The organism is Flavobacterium aquariorum (assembly GCF_003254745.1).
Classification (GTDB): Bacteria; Bacteroidota; Bacteroidia; order Flavobacteriales; family Flavobacteriaceae; genus Flavobacterium; species Flavobacterium aquariorum.
Genome location: NZ_QKXH01000003.1, coordinates 87212 through 105994 on the forward strand (window position 1 = coordinate 87212; position 18783 = coordinate 105994).

The following is an 18783-nucleotide window of genomic DNA, read 5'->3' on the forward strand; positions in this document are numbered from 1 at the left end:
ATAAGTCCTTTTATTATGTTAAAAACAGTAAATTTGTCGAGTTTTTATAAAAATAATACATGAGCGCAACGCACAAAGACCTCCATAGTAAATTAACTCTGGGTGGGTTATTAATTTCTTTAGGAATAATTTATGGAGACATCGGAACTTCTCCATTATACGTAATGAAAGCCATACTTGGCGAATACATAATAAATGCAGATGTTGTTTTAGGCGGTGTATCCTGTGTGTTTTGGACACTCACACTGCAAACTACAATCAAATACGTCCTTATTACATTAAGCGCTGATAATCATGGTGAAGGTGGAATTTTTGCCTTGTATGCCTTGGTTAAAAAAACAAAAATCAAATGGCTGATTGTTCCTGCAATTATTGGTGGAAGCGCCTTACTGGCAGATGGAATAATTACCCCTCCCATCTCAGTATCGTCTGCCGTTGAAGGAATGAGAAGTTATTTCCCTCAAATTAATACTGTCCCAATTGTAATTGGTATTTTAGTAATGTTATTTACTATTCAGCAATTTGGAACTAAATTAGTTGGAAAGTTTTTTGCTCCTATGATGTTGATATGGTTTGGTATGTTAGCCGTTCTGGGTATAAACCAAATTTCTTTACATCCGGAGGTGTTTAAAGCCATTAATCCTTATTATGCTTATCATTTATTAAGCATTCATCCAGAAGGTTTTTTCGTATTAGGATTTGTATTCCTGTGTACAACTGGAGCTGAGGCTCTATACTCAGACATGGGACATTGTGGAAGAAAGAATATTAGAATAAGCTGGATTTTTGTAAAATTAGCTTTAGTCCTAAATTACTTTGGACAGGCAGCGTATTTAATTCATCACGAAGGAACGACATTGCAAGCACTTGGAGGTGATTTTGCCAATCCATTCTATTTGATAATGCCGTTATGGTTTAAACCTTTTGGGATTGTAATTGCGACAGTAGCTACTGTAATAGCCTCGCAAGCCCTTATCTCTGGCTCTTTTACATTAATTAATGAAGCGATGAGATTAAGTTTTTGGCCAAAAGTTAAAATCAAATATCCAACAGAGCTTAAAGGTCAATTATACATTCCTTCGATAAACTGGTTATTACTTATTGGTTGTATTGGTATCGTATTGCATTTTGAAGAATCAAGCAATATGGAACATGCTTATGGCCTAGCCATTATTCTGTGTATGATAATGACAACCATATTATTGAATTTCTATTTGATAATGAAACGTGTAAAATGGTACTTTTTCGTTCCTTTAATTACCATTTACATGTGTATTGAATTGAGCTTTCTTGCCGCAAATATTACAAAATTTGCAGAAGGTGGTTACGTTACGCTTTTCATCGCTCTAGTACTTATCGGTGTAATGACAATTTGGTACAGAGCCAAACAAATTAACAAAAGTTACACTAAAGTTGTCAAAATTGACGATTACAAAAAAGTACTTAGTGAACTAAGTGCAGATTTGTCTATTCCAAAATACGCAACCCATCTGGTTTATATGACCAATGCTAACCGCAGTGACGAAATAGAAGAAAAAGTAATGTTTTCTATATTACAAAAGAGACCAAAAAGAGCTGACATATACTGGTTTGTTCACGTAAACATTTTATCTGAACCGTATAAAACCGAATACAAAGTAAGAGAAATCCTTAAAGATGATTTATACCGTATTGATTTCAATCTAGGATTTAGAGAGCCTACCAAAATAAATCTAATGTTTAGAGAAGTTATCAAAGATATGGTGAAAAATGGTGAGGTAGATGTTACAAGTAGATATGAATCACTAAATAAAAACAATATTATTGGAGATTTCAAATTCGTTTTATCTGAAAAATTCCTGTCCAATGACAGTGATTTATTATGGCATGAAAAACTAATCATGAATTCTTATTTCTTCATTAAAAAACTAAGTTTATCCGAAGAAAGTGCTTTTGGACTCGACAGTAGTTCTGTGAAAATTGAAAAATTCCCAATGGTTCTTCACGCTCCAGAAAACATTGGACTAACAAGAGTTTTTGTCAAAAACTAAAAATATCCATTCAAAAACACTGTTTCAATAACAGTGTTTTTTTTTTGATTAAAATATAAAACTTAGTTTTAACCAATAAATAGTACCTTTGCACTTCAATTATTTAAAATGAGATTACACAGAAATTTAGTTTATACTACTATTGATGCACTTAACGCTATTTTCAACGAAGGAGAATATGCCGACAAAGTAGTAGCAAGATCCCTAAAAAAAGACAAACGTTGGGGAAGTTCAGATAGAAAATTTGTAGCAGAAACCATCTACGAAGTTGTACGTTGGAAAAGATTATATGCAGAAATTGCCGAAGTAAAAGAACCTTATGACAGAGACAATCTTTGGAGAATGTTCTCAGTATGGGCAGTTTTAAGAGGATATCCAATCCCAGATTGGAGACAATTGGAAGGAACTCCAGAGCGAAAAATAAAAGGTCGTTTTGATGAACTATCCAAAGTAAGAGCCCTAAAGGAATCTATTCCGGATTGGATGGATGAATTAGGTGTAAAAGAATTAGGCGAAAAAGTTTGGGCAACAGAAATTGCAGCCCAAAATCAACCTGCCAAAGTTATTTTGAGAGTAAACACACTTAAAACTACTAAAGAAAATTTAAGAGCTATTTTGATGGATCTAAACATCGAAACAGAATTTCTAAAAGACCAACCAGATGCATTAGTTCTAAAAGAAAGAGCAAATGTTTTCTTGACAGACGCCTTCAAGCAAGGTTTCTTTGAGGTTCAAGATGCCAATTCACAATTAGTAGCACATTTTCTGGATGTAAAACCAGGAATGCGAGTAGTTGACACTTGTGCAGGTGCAGGTGGAAAAACGCTGCATATCGCTTCTTTAATGGAAAACAAAGGACAATTGATTGCAATGGATTTGTATGAAAGTAAATTAAAACAATTAAAGCTTAGAGCCAAAAGAGACGGTGCTTTCAACATCGAATACCGTATCATTGACTCTACCAAAGTTATCAAAAAACTTCACGAAAGAGCTGATAGAGTATTAATTGATGCTCCTTGCAGTGGACTAGGTGTACTTAAAAGGAATCCAGATTCAAAATGGAAACTACAACCAGAATTCATTGACAACATTCGAAAAGTACAATCGGAAGTATTGGAAAGTTATTCAAAAATCGTGAAACCAGGCGGTAAATTAGTTTACGCTACTTGCTCCATTTTGCCTTCTGAAAATCAAGAGCAAATTGCTCGTTTCTTGACAACTGATATTGGTAAACAATTCAGTTTCATAAAAGAACAAAAAATATTGGCCTCAGAATCTGGTTTTGATGGCTTTTATATGGCTTTATTGGAAAGAAAAGAAAAAAGAGAAGAGAATAAAGAATAAAGATTCAAGACTCAAAAAATTAATGTATAAAAAAAACCTCGATAATGTCGAGGTTTTTTTTATACAAAATCTTATCTATTTTTTCTTTATTTCCTTCTTTTACTCTCCTAATCATTCATAGAGATTAAAAATTCATCATTATTTTTTGTCTTCTTAAAACGATCATTGATAAAATCCATCGCTTCAACAGGGTTCATATCTGATAAATATTTACGCATAATCCACATTCTTTGCAATGTTTTTTGATCTAACAATAAATCATCACGTCTAGTACTGGATGATGTTAAATCAATAGCAGGGAAGATACGTTTGTTGGCAATTTTTCTATCCAATTGTAATTCCATGTTACCAGTTCCTTTAAATTCCTCAAAGATAACTTCGTCCATTTTGGAACCTGTTTCTGTCAAAGCAGTTGCAATAATACTCAAAGAACCACCATTTTCAACATTACGGGCAGCACCAAAGAAACGTTTTGGTTTTTGCAAAGCATTTGCATCAACACCTCCACTTAAAACCTTTCCTGAAGCTGGTTGCACTGTATTATAAGCTCTTGCCAAACGAGTTATAGAATCTAACAAAATAACTACATCATGCCCACATTCCACTAAACGTTTAGCTTTTTCCAAAACTATATTAGCAATCTTAACGTGTTCTTGCGGTTCTCTATCAAATGTAGAAGCAATTACTTCTCCACGCACGCTTCGCTGCATATCAGTAACCTCCTCTGGACGCTCATCGATTAATAAAACAATCAAATATACTTCAGGATGATTGGCTGCAATTGCATTCGCAATATCCTTTAACAACATCGTTTTACCCGTTTTTGGCTGTGCCACAATCATTCCACGCTGTCCTTTTCCTATTGGAGAAAACAAATCAATAATTCTAGTTGAAATTGTACTTTGTTTTTCGGCTAATTTAAATTTCTCAGACGGAAAAACTGGAGTTAAATGTTCGAAAGAAACTCTATCACGAACCACTTGTGGATCGTGTCCATTAATTTTTAAAACTCGTACTAGAGGGAAAAATTTCTCTCCTTCTTTTGGTGGACGCACCACCCCTTTGACGGTGTCTCCGGTTTTTAAACCAAATAAACGCACCTGAGAAGTAGATAAATATATATCATCTGGCGAAGCCAAATAATTATAATCGGATGAACGCAAAAAACCGTAACCGTCAGGCATCATTTCAAGAACACCTTCACTTTCTATGATTCCATCAAATTCAAAATCAGCATCTTTAAAATTGCTTTTTTTGTTTTTAAAATTTGGGTTTTGGTTGGGATTCTGGTTTGGATTTGCATTTTGGTTAGAATTTCCGTTTTGGTTCGAATTTCCATTAGGATTTGGATTAACCTTATTATTTGGGTTTTGTCCTTTTTTATTTAATTGATTCGGATTTATTTTTTTTTCAGGGGCAGAATTTTCTGTTTTCTCTTCAATTACTTCCGAATTCGAATCTGACGGAGTTTCTTCGGAAACTGCAACTTCTTTCAAAGCCTCTTTTTCTCTTAACAAAGCCATCTTTTTCTCGTAGGCAGACTTACTAAACTTAACAACTTTAGCTTCCTTTTTCGAATCAACTTCGTCTTCTTTAGAAATATTGTTATTTGGTAAAATAACTTTTTCTTTTTTTTCTGGAACAGCTACTATTTCTTGGACTACCTTTTCTTCAACTTTAGTTTCAAACAAAACTGGAGCATCATTTTTTGGAATCACTACTTTTTTTACAGGTGCAATTCGAGCTCGCTTTGGCTTCTCATCTTCTGTCACTTTCTCTATAGTGGGCTCCACAACAGTAGCAGATTGATGATCTAAAATAAGACTAATTAAAGTATCTTTTTTTACACCGTTGAATTTTATAGTTTTAGCCGTTTTAGCTATTTTTTGAAGCTCAGCAAGCTTCATTTCTTTTAATACAGAAATATCAAACATGAATGTTCTATTTGTTTAATTAATTTGGAAATAATGCAAAAGATTTTTTAGGTAGTATCTTATTTAAATGAACCGCAGTATGAAGTGCTTACGGTAATGTTATGCAATAATACAAATAAAATTTATCATACAATAGTATTTATTAAAAAGAAAATATATTTTTGTACAACAATACTATAACATGATACAACGAATTCAAACCGTATATTTAATACTTACCTTTTTGGCGGTAGGCGTTTTACCATTTATTTTTCCACTTTGGACATTGAGCGATGGTAAAGATTATTTTTTTATGCAAAACCAATTTTATGTAATATTGTTTGGTTTAAGTACCGCAATAACCATTTACAGCATTATATCATTTAAAAAAAGACAAACTCAATTTGTTGCCAACAGATTGAACATCGTATTAAATTTGATTTTATTAGGATTGTTTGTTTATCATTCACTAAATTTATCTGGAGAAACACTCGTTGTTTCTGAGAAAGGTATTGGGATGTTTCTACCTATCTTGGCTATTATTTCCCTAGTTTTAGCGAACAAAGCCATCAAGAAGGATGAAGATCTTGTAAAATCTGTGGATAGATTGAGATAAACCTATAAAATTTAATTTATTAATGTGCGAAGAAATCCCGAATGTAACAGTTCGGGTTTTTTTATTAAAAAGGTTAATTTTATTTAATTTATTAAATAAAAAAAATAGTACAGATTAGAAATCTTTTTTTTATAAATTTGATTACTGTAATAGATAATATGACAAAGAATATACGAATTCATCTTGCTGATGATCACCAGATAATTTTGCACGGTATACAAACTTTACTACAAACAATACCCCATTTTGAAGTTGTTGGGTCATCTCTCAACGGAACAACTATTTATGAGGATGTGACCACTAATAAAGCTGACGTCCTTGTATTAGATATTAGTATGCCCGAAAAAGACGGAATTGAAGTCGTTAAGGAATTTGCTCAAAAAGGTTTTCCCTGCAAAGTAATAATCCTTTCCAGTTATGATGATTTAAAATTAATCAAAGAAATCATGGACTTGGGAGTAAGTGGTTATTTGACCAAACAATGTGCCGGAGACAACATTATTGAAGCGGTCCAAGCTGTTGCAGATGGCGAAGAATATTTTTGCGAGTCCATTCGAGAAAAAATATTCTCCAATGCCACCAAAAACAATCCAAAACTAAACACTTACAAACCCAATATAAATCCGTTGCTAACCGAACGTGAAATAGAAATCATCATTTTGATTGCTCTAGAATACAGTGGTAAAGAAATAAGCGAGCAGCTTTTCATCAGCATTAATACAGTTGAAACGCATCGGAAAAATATTATGAAAAAATTAAAAGCAAAGAATACAATTGGCATTGTTAAATATGCCATGAATAATCATTTAATTATATCTTAAGTTCGAAAAACTTCGAAAATTTATTTATCGCTTCTACAACAAATAGTATGTATCAAATTAGGTTTCGAATACTAATCATTTTTTTATTTCTAATCTATTTTAGTCAAACCTCACTCGCCCAAAACAAAATACTATCACAAAAAGAAATTGTTAAACTAATAAAAGACGCTAGAGCAAACAGGATTACAGGCGATTATGAAAAATCATTGTTAAAATCAAGAGTCGCCTTAGAACAGGCTATCAAAAACAAAGACAACAATTTAATTGCCAATTCATACTTAGTCATAGCTTCCAACTTTGACGAGCTAACAGAGCCCTTAAAAGCACTTCACTATTACAATCTTGGGCTTTACTATGTCAACAAAACAAACGACAACACTCTAAAAAACCAGTTCTACAACAACTTAGGCAATATCTATTGTTTTGACAAAAAACAATATGACAAAGGAATTTACTACTACAAAAAATCACTACAGCTTAGCCAGACAGTTCTGGACCGAAAACAAATATTCCTAACAAAACTCAATATTACCTGGGCCTATTTTGACATTGAAAATTTTATAGAAGGGCAAACTTATTTGCAATATATCAACAAATACCAATCTATTGATGGAAACGAATCAACAGTTGTAGCTTTAAATATGCTAAATGGCATGTATTACAATTTTATCAATAACATTGATAAAGCAACATTTTATTTTGAAAAAGCCATTGAACTTGGCACTATTGGAAATGAGAAATCCGACCTGTCGTACACCTATTTAGAATATTCAAAATTTTTGAATAAAATAAATCAGTCCAAAAAAGCCTATGACAACCTCATGTTGTATTACAAAATCACAAATGAGCTCAACATAGAAGAAAAACTAATCAAGGCCAATGTCATCGGGGTGAATCTCGAAATCGACCATTATAAGAGAGAAATTGACAAGATTGAAACAACCTATAAAATAAAGCAAAACAAGCTAATTCAAGAACAATCCAAAAATAAAAAAATTGCAATTATTGTACTTTTTCTTTTATTGTGTATAATCATTTTCTTTTATTTTTTCGTTCAAAACATTCGTTTGAAACAAAAAAACAGACTCAAAGATATCCGAAGCAAAATACAGGAAAATATCATCAATGCTTCTATTGACGGACAAGAATTGGAACGAAAAAAAATCGCCTCTTTTCTGCACGACAATATTAGCTCCCTTCTTTCCTCGGCTGGTTTACACCTAAATGTTTTTACTTCAATCAATAAAGCCCAACCCGAAGAAATAAACAAAACAAAAGAAATCCTCGAAGAGGCACACAATCAAATCCGAAACCTTTCACATGAACTGATGCCTACCCTATTGGTTCGATTTGGATTACTATATGCATTGGAAGATTTGTGTGAAAAAACATCTAATTCAAGAATTAAGATTAATTTTAATTCAAGCATTTCAATTAAAAAAAGATACAATGAAGATTTTGAAATGAAACTCTATTTTATAATAGCGGAATTATTAAACAATATCATAAAACACAGTGGAGCAACTACCGCAGATGTTACCATCAAAGAAATGGAAAATAAACTTTTTGTACTAGTGTCCGATAATGGGAATGGTTTTATGGACAGTAAACTTGAAATTACGGAAGGTTTTGGAATCAACCAAATTAGGGCAAGAATAAACAATATGAAAGGAGAATTTATCATTAATTCGACAGTAAACAAAGGTACAATCGTTAGCTTAAAAATTCCAATAGTCAAATAGTAACACTAACCTTTTTTATCAATTTCGATAATTTCCAAATCTTTAATCGCCTCACCATCTATTACAAAACGAAGCATCGTTCTCACCTGATGAAAACCACTTTTACCAGCAGCACCAGGGTTCATGTGTAATAGATTATTCTTTTTATCAAAAATCACTTTTAGAATGTGTGAATGTCCGCAAATAAACAACTTCGGTGGATTTAATGCCATTTCGGCCTTCAAAGCCGGATTGTATTTCCCCGGATAACCTCCAATATGTGTAATCCAAACATCGACACCTTCACAAAAAAAACGATTGTGCAATGGAAATTCTAAACGTGCCTGAGCATCATCAATATTTCCATAAACAGCGCGTAAAGGTCTCAACTTTTTAATTGTATCAGTAACGATTAAATCTCCAATATCGCCTGCATGCCAAACCTCATCAGCCTGATTTACATATTTCAAAATGGTATCATCGATGTGACTGTGCGTATCCGAAAGAAGGAGAATTTTTTTCATATTTATTAGGAGCTAATCCTGCTATCCGTTGCAATCTTGTGAACCGAACCCCGGTCCACAATTATTTTCACTACTATCAGGGCTATGGCATTTGAGCAAAAATAGACATTCTAGTTTTAAATAAAAAACAACCAAACAAGATACATTCTTTGTAAATTTGCAACAAAAAAATAGCAGTTCTCAGTTATAGGTTATCGGATTTCAAAATCTAAAATCTGCAATCTAGCACGAGCGATAGCGAACTGACGAAGTAAATCTGCAATCTAAAATCTGCACCTTGAGGTATTTTATAAAACTAGCTTACAACGGAACCCATTATCATGGTTGGCAATACCAGCCGAACGCTTCCTCTGTACAGGAAACGATGAACAAAGCATTTTCCGTTATCCTCAACTCTGAGATCAACCTTATGGGAGCCGGAAGAACGGATACAGGAGTTCATGCCAAAGAAATGTATGCGCATTTTGATTTGGAAACCCCATTTGACATTCCAAATGTAATACACAAACTCAATTCTTTTTTACCAAAAGACATTGTTATTTATGACATTTTCCGGGTCGCTGATGAAGCACACACTCGTTTTGACGCCACAAAAAGAACTTATGAATACCATATAAACACTTTTAAAGATGCATTTCTTCAAGAGCAAAGTTGGTATTTTCATCAAAAACTGAATTTGGATTTAATGAATGAAGCCGCAAAATCATTGCTAAACCACACTGATTTTCAATCTTTTTCCAAGGTAAACACCGATGTAAATACCTTTGATTGTAGTATATTTGAAGCCTATTGGAAACAAGAAAACGGAAAATTAATTTTCACCATTTCGGCCAATCGTTTTTTGAGAAATATGGTTCGCTCAATTGTGGGAACCTTGATTAATATTGGATTGCACAAAATCACTTTGGATGATTTCGAATCGATTATAGAAAGTAAAAACAGAGACAAAGCTGGATTTTCGGTTCCGGCGCATGGGTTATATTTAACCAAAATTGAATACGATAACATTACGAAATAGCCCTGATAGAAGCGGTATCCTTTTTATTTTTTCTTTAAAAATAAAAAGATACAAGCGGATAGCAGGAATAGCTCCAAAAAAATAAATGAAAGCAAAAGCATTTGATACCCGATTATTCAAGAGAATATTAAAATATACAAAACCCTATCAATGGCGTTTTAATGGTGTGATTATTTTCGCCATTTCACTATCGGTTTTTGCAGCACTTCGCCCCTATTTACTGAAACAAACTGTCGATAGTTATATCCAGCCCAAAGACCAAAATGGTTTATTGATGTATATCACTTTGATGGGAATTATTCTTTTACTGGAAGTTTTCTCCCAATTTTTCTTTGTGTATTGGGCCAACTGGCTTGGACAGGATATTGTGAAGGATATCAGGGTAAAACTATTCAAACACATTTTAAGTTTTAGAATGAAGTATTTCGACTTGGTACCTGTGGGCCAACTCGTAACCCGTTCTGTATCGGATATTGAAGCGATTGCCCGTATTTTCAGCCAAGGATTATTTATGATTATAAGTGACTTGATGAAAATGTTGGTGGTACTTATTTTTATGTTTTATATGAACTGGAAACTGACGTGGATTGTGATTGTTGCTATGCCAATTTTGGTTTTTATCACCCGTATTTTTCAAAAAAAGATGCAAGTTGCCTTTGAAGAAGTTCGTACTCAAATTGCCAATATGAACTCTTTTGTTCAAGAAAGAGTTACTGGGATGAAAATTGTTCAGCTTTTTCACCGTGAAGATATTGAAGCTGAAAAATTTAGAGTAATCAATGACAAACACAATAGAGCATGGATAAAAACAATTTTGTATAACTCGATTTTCTTCCCCATTGCCGATATCATTTCGTCATTAACTCTTGGTTTCATTGTTTTATATGGAGGGTTTCATATTTTAGAAGGTGATACTTCGACCACTTTTGGAGATTTATTTTCATATACCATGTTCATCGGAATGTTGTTCAATCCTTTACGCCAAATTGCAGATAAGTTCAACGAGATGCAATTGGGAATGATTGCGGCCAACCGTGTTTTTGACATATTGGACACGCAAGACCAAATACAAGACACTGGAACGATCGAAGCGCCATTATTTGACGGAGAAATTCGTTTTGAAGAAGTGAGATTTGGTTATATCCCAAACGAAGAAGTGATAAAAGGAATCAATCTTGAAGTAAAAGCGAGTCAGACTATTGCTATTGTAGGATCTACAGGTGCTGGTAAATCGACAATTATCAATTTACTGAATCGTTTCTATGAAATTAATAGTGGTTCGATATTCATAGACAATCACAATATTGAGAATTATACTTTGAGTTCGTTGCGCAAGCAAATTGCGGTGGTTTTGCAGGATGTATTCCTTTTTGCAGATACCATTTACAACAATATAACGCTCAATAATCCTGAAATCACAAAAGAGCAAGTTCTCAATGCTGCCAAAAAAATAGGTGTTCATGATTTCATTATGAGTTTGCCCGACAATTATGATTTTGACGTAAAAGAACGTGGCGTAATGCTGTCCTCTGGTCAACGCCAACTTATTGCGTTTTTAAGGGCGTATGTAAGCAATCCGAGTATTCTTATTCTGGACGAAGCAACATCATCAATAGACACTTATTCGGAAGAATTAATTCAACGAGCTACCGAAACCATTACCAAAGGAAGAACATCGATTGTAATTGCACATCGATTGGCAACCATTGTCAATGCTGATAAAATTGTGGTCATGGACAAAGGTCTGATTGTAGAGCAAGGAACGCATCAAGAATTAATAAATCAAGAAAAGGGATATTATAAAAACTTGTATGATTCGCAGTTTAGCACTTCAAGTTCGGACACTTTTTTATAACAAAATGTAAAAAAACTTTGTTCCTGCTAAATTTTCCCATAATCAAATAAATCCTTAAATTCGCAATCTCAATTTATTACGATCACATTAAAAGAAATGAGTTTTTACGAATTCATTTCACCATTAAAAAACAAATAAAAAAACTTTGAAATGAAATACGATATTATAGTTTTAGGAAGTGGACCTGGAGGATATGTTACAGCAATTAGAGCCTCTCAATTAGGATTTAAAGTGGCTGTAGTAGAAAAAGAAAACCTTGGTGGTGTATGTTTAAATTGGGGATGTATTCCAACTAAAGCACTATTAAAATCAGCTCAGGTTTTTGATTATTTAAAACACGCTTCAGATTACGGACTAACTGTAAAAGAATTTGATAAAGACTTCCCGGCAGTGGTTCAACGTAGTCGTGGGGTTGCTGAAGGAATGAGCAAAGGAGTTCAATTCTTGATGAAAAAAAATAAAATTGACGTTATTGACGGTTTTGGAAAACTAAAAGCTGGTAAAAAACTTGATGTTACCGATAAAGACGGAAAAGTTACTGAATATAGTGCAGATCACATTATCATTGCCACTGGAGCTCGTTCTCGTGAATTGCCAAACTTACCTCAAGATGGTGTAAAAGTTATTGGATACCGTCAAGCAATGACATTGCCAACTCAACCAAAATCTATGATTATTGTAGGTTCTGGAGCAATTGGAGTGGAATTTGCACATTTCTACAACTCAATGGGAACTGATGTAACCATCGTAGAATTTATGCCAAACGTAGTTCCAGTAGAAGATGAAGATATCTCAAAACAATTTGAGCGTTCTTTGAAAAAAGCGGGTATCAAAATCATGACCAACTCTTCAGTTGAGCGTATTGATACTACAGGAAATGGAGTAAAAGCATTTGTTAAAACTGCAAAAGGTGAAGAAGTTCTTGAAGCCGACATTTTATTATCTGCTGTTGGAATCAAAACTAACATCGAAAACATAGGATTAGAAGAAGTAGGAATCGCTACAGATAGAGATAAAATCCTAGTTGATGCTTACAACCAGACTAACATACCTGGTTATTATGCTATTGGTGACGTAACTCCAGGACAAGCATTGGCTCACGTAGCTTCTGCTGAAGGAATTAACTGCGTAGAGAAAATCGCTGGTCTTCATGTTGATCCTATCGATTACGGAAACGTTCCTGGTTGTACTTATGCTACTCCTGAAATTGCTTCTGTAGGATTAACTGAAAAGCAAGCTAAAGAAAAAGGATACGAATTAAAAATTGGTAAATTTCCATTCTCTGCTTCAGGAAAAGCTAAAGCTGCTGGAACTCCAGACGGTTTTGTAAAAGTGATTTTTGATGCTAAATATGGTGAATGGTTAGGATGTCACATGATTGGTGCTGGTGTTACCGATATGATCGCCGAAGCAGTTGTAGCACGTAAACTGGAAACTACAGGACATGAAATCTTAAAATCTATCCACCCTCACCCAACAATGAGTGAAGCGGTTATGGAAGCTGTTGCTGATGCCTATGGAGAAGTGATCCATTTATAATAAATAAGATTTTATAAAATTTAAAACCCCGATTTGGAATATTTCAAATCGGGGTTTTGTTTTTAATCCAAAAAATGTTTTGTTTTTAATCCAAAAAATCAGATTTTCAACAGACAATAATTGGTATTCCATTTTGCCAATCTCTATAGGTTAAGTATATTTACTGTCAAATATTCAAAGACTATGATACACAACAACATACTAGAAACAATTGGTAATACGCCACACGTAAAAATCAATAAATTATTTGGTCCAGATACAAATGTTTGGGTAAAACTTGAAAAAACAAATCCAGGTGCCAGCATCAAAGACAGAATCGCTTTGTCAATGATAGAAAATGCAGAGCAAAAAGGATTACTACAAAAAGGAAGTACCATAATTGAAGCCACATCCGGAAACACCGGAATTGGATTAGCTATGGTAGCCGCCGTAAAAGGATATAAATTAATTTTGGTTATGCCTGACTCCATGTCAGTTGAAAGACGCCGATTAATGAGTATTTACGGAGCCGAATTTGTACTTACTCCCCGAGAATTTGGTATGAAAGGTGCTCTTGCGAAAGCTGAAGAAATAGCAAGTGAAATTCCAAATTCGTGGATACCACTTCAGTTTGACAACCCGGCAAATATTGAAATCCATAAAACTACGACTGCACAGGAAATCATAAAAGCTTTTCCTGATGGATTGGATTATCTGATTACAGGAGTTGGAACAGGCGGACACATCACAGGCTGTGCTGAAGTACTAAAACAGCATTTTCCAAACTTGAAAGTCTTCGCTGTAGAACCAGAATTATCTCCTGTTATAAGTGGAGGAACGCATTCACCCCATCCTATTCAAGGAATCGGAGCCGGTTTTATACCAACCAATCTACATACTGAAATTCTGGATGGAGCAATTCTGGTAAGTAAAGATGAAGCTTTTGAATTTGCCCAAAGAGCAGCGAAAGAAGAAGGTATTCTTCTGGGAATTTCTTCTGGTGCTTCTTTAGCTGCGGTGGCTAAAAAACTAAAAGAAATACCATCAGGATCCAAAGTACTAACCTTTTGCTACGATACAGGAGAACGTTATTTAAGCATCGAAGGTTTATTTGAATAAAAAATAAATCCCTCAATATCCAACCGATTTGTGAAAACAAGTCGGTTTTTTTTTGAACTATAACATCTCTTCCCAAGCAAACACCCAAATTACACTTAACTTACTTAATTTCAAGGTGTTTTGAAAATTAAAATCTAAAAAAGAAGACTGTTTTTAAAACCGAACTGTATATTTTTTGTAATTTAGTAGGCCTCAAAAAAAAGAGGAAATTGCTTCTCAAAAAAACAATCAAATGAATTGCTCGGCAAAAAAGCTTCTTAAATTGAATAAACTATTTAAAAGGCTGGTGACAAACACGAACTGCTGGAACACATCCTAACCTAACTAGACTGTCCTTGTCAATTCGAATAACAAAATATTCACAATAAATACCATCTGACTACTCAAAAAACATAAAAGAGTAGGTCAATTAAATTCAAAAAAGTTTGACTTAATTTTAAATGAGATGAAAACAATTAAAATATTTTTAATGAATACCCTCTTTTTCGGACTATTCCTGATTCAAAGCACGAATTTGTTCGCACAAGACCCAATAAAAGTAGCTCCTAATGTATATAAAAAAGTGCTACTTGATAATGACAAAGTGAGAGTACTGGAAGTGGTGTTCGCGCCAGGCACATCAACCCCTTGGCACAGTCATCCGAACCACTCTGTCTATGCCTTAAGCAGTGGTAAAATTCAGATTACCGACAAAGGTAAACCAGCAACAACTATAGATGTCAAAATGGGTACTGCCATGTATCTTCCTGCCGTAACACATATGGCAAAAAACATTGGCACCACCACTTTAAAATTAATAGTAACGGAAATAAAGCCTGCAAAAAAATAATTCATTAGTATCTTTTTTGAGCAGCAATTTAAATATCTCCAAAAATCTGATTCCTTTTCAAGAGTCAGGTTTTTTTTATGGTGTGCCCTTGTTGCACAACCTTTATGCAAATAGAATAATTTACCAAGCAACAAGGTCAGGCTATCCACTGTATTCCCGATTAACAAAAACTACGGCAAAAAAGCCTTGTTTTTCTAAATCGGGAGATGCCGTTCCTATCCTTCACACAAAAGCATCACGTCATTTGCATAAAATCCCATTTTCATAAATTATAGGCAAAATCATTTTTAATTTCTTCCATCACAAAGGAACTTTGCACATTCGAAATCCCTTTGATAACCGATAATTTATCGATGACAAACTTTTGATATTCATTCATATCATTAACAGCTACTTTCAATAAAAAATCATAATTCCCAGATACGTGGAAACAGCCGGTAACTTCTGGCAACACAAGAATATGCTGTTTAAAATCATCTATTAATTCCCGTGAGTGTACCGCCAAAGTCACCTGACAATACACACTGATTGATTTCCCAATTTTGGTGGCGTCCAGCAAAGCGACGTAATTCTTGATGTATTTCTTTTGCTCCAGCTTTTTGATTCTCTCAAAAGTGGGAGAAACAGACAACCCGACTTTTTCGGCGATTTCTTTAGTGTTTTGTTTCGCATCCTGCTGCAAAAGCATCAATATTTTTTTGTCTATCGAATCCATCTCAGAATAATTATATGGTTTTAAAAAAATCCAATATTAAAATCAATATTTAAAAACTGTATTTTAATTCAAATTTAGAATTATATTTTGAATATTATTCCATATGCAGCATATTAAATCTTTAAAAGTACATTTACAGTAAAATTAAATAGTATGCTACCTATTTCAGAATCATTATCCGAACAAGACAATCAACGTTTATTCGAATTGAACCAATACATAGAAAATGCCAGAGATAATTTCTTGGGCTATCCTGTATCCAAAGATTTTGATTATTCGGAAATCAACCATTTTTTCAAATATCCAATCAATAATCTGGGTGATCCTTTTGAGGATTGTACCTACAAAGTACAAACCCATGAACTCGAAAGAGAGGTGGTTGGTTTTTTTGCCAAATTGTTTCGTGCCAATCCAAAAGATTATTGGGGCTACGTAACCAACGGTGGTTCTGAAAGTAACTTATACGGATTGTATCTGGCCCGAGAATTATATCCAAAAGCGATGGTCTATTACTCCGAATCGACCCATTACAGTGTGCGTAAAAATATTCACTTGCTTAACATTCCGAGCATCGTTATTCGTTCACAGGAAAATGGCGAAATTGATTATGTTGATTTTGAAAATACCCTAAAAATGAATCGTCATAAACCCGCTATTGTGCTTACTACTTTTGGTACAACGATGAAAGAAGCCAAAGACGACGTTTCTAAAATTAGGGATATTCTAAAAGGATTGGCCATACAAGACAGTTACATCCATTGTGATGCAGCTCTATCTGGAAGTTATGGAGCCTTTATGGAACCACGCTTTCCTTTTGATTTTAAAGATGGAGCCGATAGTATCTCAATCAGTGGGCACAAATTTATAGGTTCACCTATTCCAACTGGAGTTATTATCACGAAGCGTTCCAACAGAGATCGAATCTCAAAAGGGATTTCCTATATTGGTTCTTTAGACACGACTATTACTGGATCCAGAAACGGTCATTGCCCGTTGTTTTTATGGTATGCCATAAAAAAACTCGGAGTGGAAGGTTTAAAAAATCGTTATTTACACAGCTTGGAAGTAGCCGAATACTGTGAGCAGAGACTAAAAAACATAGGAATCGCTGCTTGGAGAAATCCAAATTCTATCACCGTGGTTTTCCCAAAAACAGCAGAAGAAGTTAAATCTAAATGGCAATTAGCTACTGAGGGCGATATCTCCCATATTATATGCATGCCCAATGTAACCAAAGAACAAATTGATCTTTTTATCAACGACGTAGAAAACTGCATTGAAAACCCGGAAGAAATGGCTGAATTTAGCTTCTAAATTCACATTTCGAGTCCAACAAATTAAAAAATTATCTTTATTATTTATTAATTCTAAAAATCCAGTCTCGAGCAAATTTGTGGCTGGATTTTAAATATTGTTTTCAATCAGTAAATTGCAAATAAAGTAACAACACCGCTGCCAAAGTCATTATAATCAAAGCTACAAATCCTAAAACATTGGTTAACCATCCATTTACGAATTCCCCCATAATTTTTTTATTATTGGAGACATGCAAAATGATAGCAATCAAAACAGGAGCTGTTAATCCATACAATATAGCGGTATAAATCAGCGCTTTGACAGGTGAAACACCTATATAATTAAGAGATAAACCAATTAGTAATGATATCGCAATAATGACATAAAACCCTTTTGCTTCGTGAAACTTTTTATCCAATCCTTCTTCCCAACCAAAGGTTTCGGTAAAAATATACGAAAGAGAACCACTCAATACAGGGATAGCAATAAGGCCAGTTCCTATAACTCCGATTGCAAAAAGAAGATATGCTAAATCTCCTGCCAATGGTTTCAACGCTTGAGCTGCCTGTTCCACCGTATCTATTTGATGAACTCCTCCGTTGAACAAAACTGTCCCCGTCGTCAGAATTATAAAATACATCACCAATCCGGAAAAAGTCATTCCAAAATCAACATCTTGCCTCATTTCATGAATGATTCTTTTGTTAACCATTAAATGTTTTTTCTTATGTTTCATTTCCTCAACCTCAACTGAGGCTTGCCAAAAAAATAAATACGGTGAAATAGTAGTCCCCAAAATACCAACAAGGATTGCAATGAAATCTTTATTCCATTGAATCGTTGGAATAAAAGTAGCTTTCATAATAACCCTAAAATCTTGTTTATACAAAAAGGGAACTATAAAATAAACCAACATTACAACACATAAATATTTAAGCACTGAAGCAATTTTTTGATACGGCAAATAGATAATGAGTCCCAAAAGTAAAATAGTAAAAAAGACACTAAAAAAAGACGCCTCAATAGAAGGAAAAAGTAAATTCCCTACAGCTCCCATACCTGCAATATCAGCCCCAATATTCATAATTATGGCAGGGAAACTAAACAAAAGCATCAAGTACAAAACGGGTCTAGGATAATTTTTCTTTAAAGTCCCCGTAAGTCCTTGGCTAGTTACCAACCCAATTCTCGCACACATTTGTTGTATTGCCGCCATCAACGGGAAGGCAATAATGGAAGTCCATAAAGTTGTAAGTCCATAAGCAGCACCCGCTTGTGAGTAAGTAGCAATTCCAGAAGGATCATCGTCACTGGCACCTGTTACGAGTCCTGGCCCCAATAATTTCCAATAGTGAGCGACTCTTTTTCTCAATACTCGTTTATTATTCATTCCGCTATTTTATAATTATTTTAAAAAGCACTAATCCATTTTGACAATTGTATTTTAAACGATTTCTTGCTAAT

General features: G+C 34.1%; 15 protein-coding genes. 11 read left to right on the forward strand and 4 right to left on the reverse strand.

What is annotated here, in order from left to right; all coding sequences use genetic code 11:
• The first annotated feature begins 59 nt into the window (after positions 1-59).
• Both DOS84_RS05715 and DOS84_RS05720 read left to right on the forward strand, forming a co-directional pair.
• Positions 60-2030: a KUP/HAK/KT family potassium transporter gene (locus tag DOS84_RS05715; protein ID WP_111409159.1), complete on the forward strand. Its 1971-nt coding sequence runs from the start codon at positions 60-62 to the stop codon at positions 2028-2030.
• Positions 2031-2138: 108 nt separating this feature from the next.
• Positions 2139-3374 (forward strand): RsmB/NOP family class I SAM-dependent RNA methyltransferase, encoded by a 1236-nt coding sequence (locus tag DOS84_RS05720; RefSeq protein ID WP_111409160.1) that lies wholly within the window; start codon positions 2139-2141, stop codon positions 3372-3374.
• Between the two features lie 107 nt (positions 3375-3481).
• Here the strand turns inward: DOS84_RS05720 and rho are convergent, their stop codons facing one another.
• Positions 3482-5308 carry a transcription termination factor Rho gene (gene rho, locus DOS84_RS05725; protein WP_111409161.1) on the reverse strand — a complete coding sequence of 609 codons (1827 nt, stop codon included), beginning with the start codon at positions 5306-5308 and terminating at the stop codon, positions 3482-3484.
• Between the two features lie 181 nt (positions 5309-5489).
• Here rho and DOS84_RS05730 point away from each other — a divergent pair, with 181 nt between their 5' ends.
• The 3 genes from DOS84_RS05730 to DOS84_RS05740 all read left to right on the forward strand — a co-directional run bounded on the left by DOS84_RS05730 (position 5490) and on the right by DOS84_RS05740 (position 8466).
• The gene (locus DOS84_RS05730; RefSeq protein WP_111409162.1) at positions 5490-5903 is read left to right on the forward strand and encodes a DUF4293 domain-containing protein; all 414 of its coding nucleotides are present in this window, start codon (positions 5490-5492) and stop codon (positions 5901-5903) included.
• A gap of 158 nt (positions 5904-6061) precedes the next feature.
• Complete coding sequence (locus tag DOS84_RS05735) at positions 6062-6724, forward strand: response regulator transcription factor (RefSeq protein WP_111409163.1); 663 nt, start codon at positions 6062-6064, stop codon at positions 6722-6724.
• A 47-nt stretch (positions 6725-6771) separates the two neighbouring features.
• On the forward strand, positions 6772-8466 hold the full coding sequence (locus DOS84_RS05740) for a tetratricopeptide repeat-containing sensor histidine kinase (protein ID WP_111409164.1): 1695 nt from the start codon (positions 6772-6774) through the stop codon (positions 8464-8466).
• Between the two features lie 5 nt (positions 8467-8471).
• On the opposite strand, the gene DOS84_RS05745 is transcribed toward DOS84_RS05740, so the two are convergent.
• Positions 8472-8969 carry a metallophosphoesterase family protein gene (locus tag DOS84_RS05745; RefSeq protein ID WP_111409165.1) on the reverse strand — a complete coding sequence of 166 codons (498 nt, stop codon included), beginning with the start codon at positions 8967-8969 and terminating at the stop codon, positions 8472-8474.
• A gap of 277 nt (positions 8970-9246) precedes the next feature.
• Here DOS84_RS05745 and truA point away from each other — a divergent pair, with 277 nt between their 5' ends.
• The 5 genes from truA (at position 9247) to DOS84_RS05770 (ending at position 15308) form a co-directional block, all read left to right on the forward strand.
• Positions 9247-9987, forward strand: a complete 741-nt coding sequence (gene truA / locus DOS84_RS05750) for a tRNA pseudouridine(38-40) synthase TruA (RefSeq protein WP_111409166.1) — start codon at positions 9247-9249, stop codon at positions 9985-9987.
• Between the two features lie 85 nt (positions 9988-10072).
• The gene (locus DOS84_RS05755) at positions 10073-11842 is read left to right on the forward strand and encodes an ABC transporter ATP-binding protein (RefSeq protein WP_111409167.1); all 1770 of its coding nucleotides are present in this window, start codon (positions 10073-10075) and stop codon (positions 11840-11842) included.
• A gap of 150 nt (positions 11843-11992) precedes the next feature.
• Positions 11993-13381 (forward strand): dihydrolipoyl dehydrogenase, encoded by a 1389-nt coding sequence (gene lpdA / locus DOS84_RS05760; RefSeq protein WP_111409168.1) that lies wholly within the window; start codon positions 11993-11995, stop codon positions 13379-13381.
• A gap of 183 nt (positions 13382-13564) precedes the next feature.
• Positions 13565-14479: a cysteine synthase A gene (gene cysK, locus DOS84_RS05765; protein WP_111409169.1), complete on the forward strand. Its 915-nt coding sequence runs from the start codon at positions 13565-13567 to the stop codon at positions 14477-14479.
• A gap of 445 nt (positions 14480-14924) precedes the next feature.
• Positions 14925-15308, forward strand: coding sequence for a cupin domain-containing protein (locus tag DOS84_RS05770; RefSeq protein ID WP_111409170.1), 384 nt, complete (start codon positions 14925-14927; stop codon positions 15306-15308).
• A gap of 262 nt (positions 15309-15570) precedes the next feature.
• Here the strand turns inward: DOS84_RS05770 and DOS84_RS05780 are convergent, their stop codons facing one another.
• Complete coding sequence (locus DOS84_RS05780; RefSeq protein WP_111409172.1) at positions 15571-16023, reverse strand: Lrp/AsnC family transcriptional regulator; 453 nt, start codon at positions 16021-16023, stop codon at positions 15571-15573.
• Positions 16024-16176: 153 nt separating this feature from the next.
• Here DOS84_RS05780 and DOS84_RS05785 point away from each other — a divergent pair, with 153 nt between their 5' ends.
• Positions 16177-17337 (forward strand): histidine decarboxylase, encoded by a 1161-nt coding sequence (locus DOS84_RS05785; protein WP_111409173.1) that lies wholly within the window; start codon positions 16177-16179, stop codon positions 17335-17337.
• 103 nt (positions 17338-17440) lie between these two features.
• Here DOS84_RS05785 and DOS84_RS05790 read toward each other — a convergent pair whose 3' ends face one another.
• Positions 17441-18709 (reverse strand): NRAMP family divalent metal transporter, encoded by a 1269-nt coding sequence (locus DOS84_RS05790; RefSeq protein ID WP_111409174.1) that lies wholly within the window; start codon positions 18707-18709, stop codon positions 17441-17443.
• Positions 18710-18783: the final 74 nt, after the last annotated feature.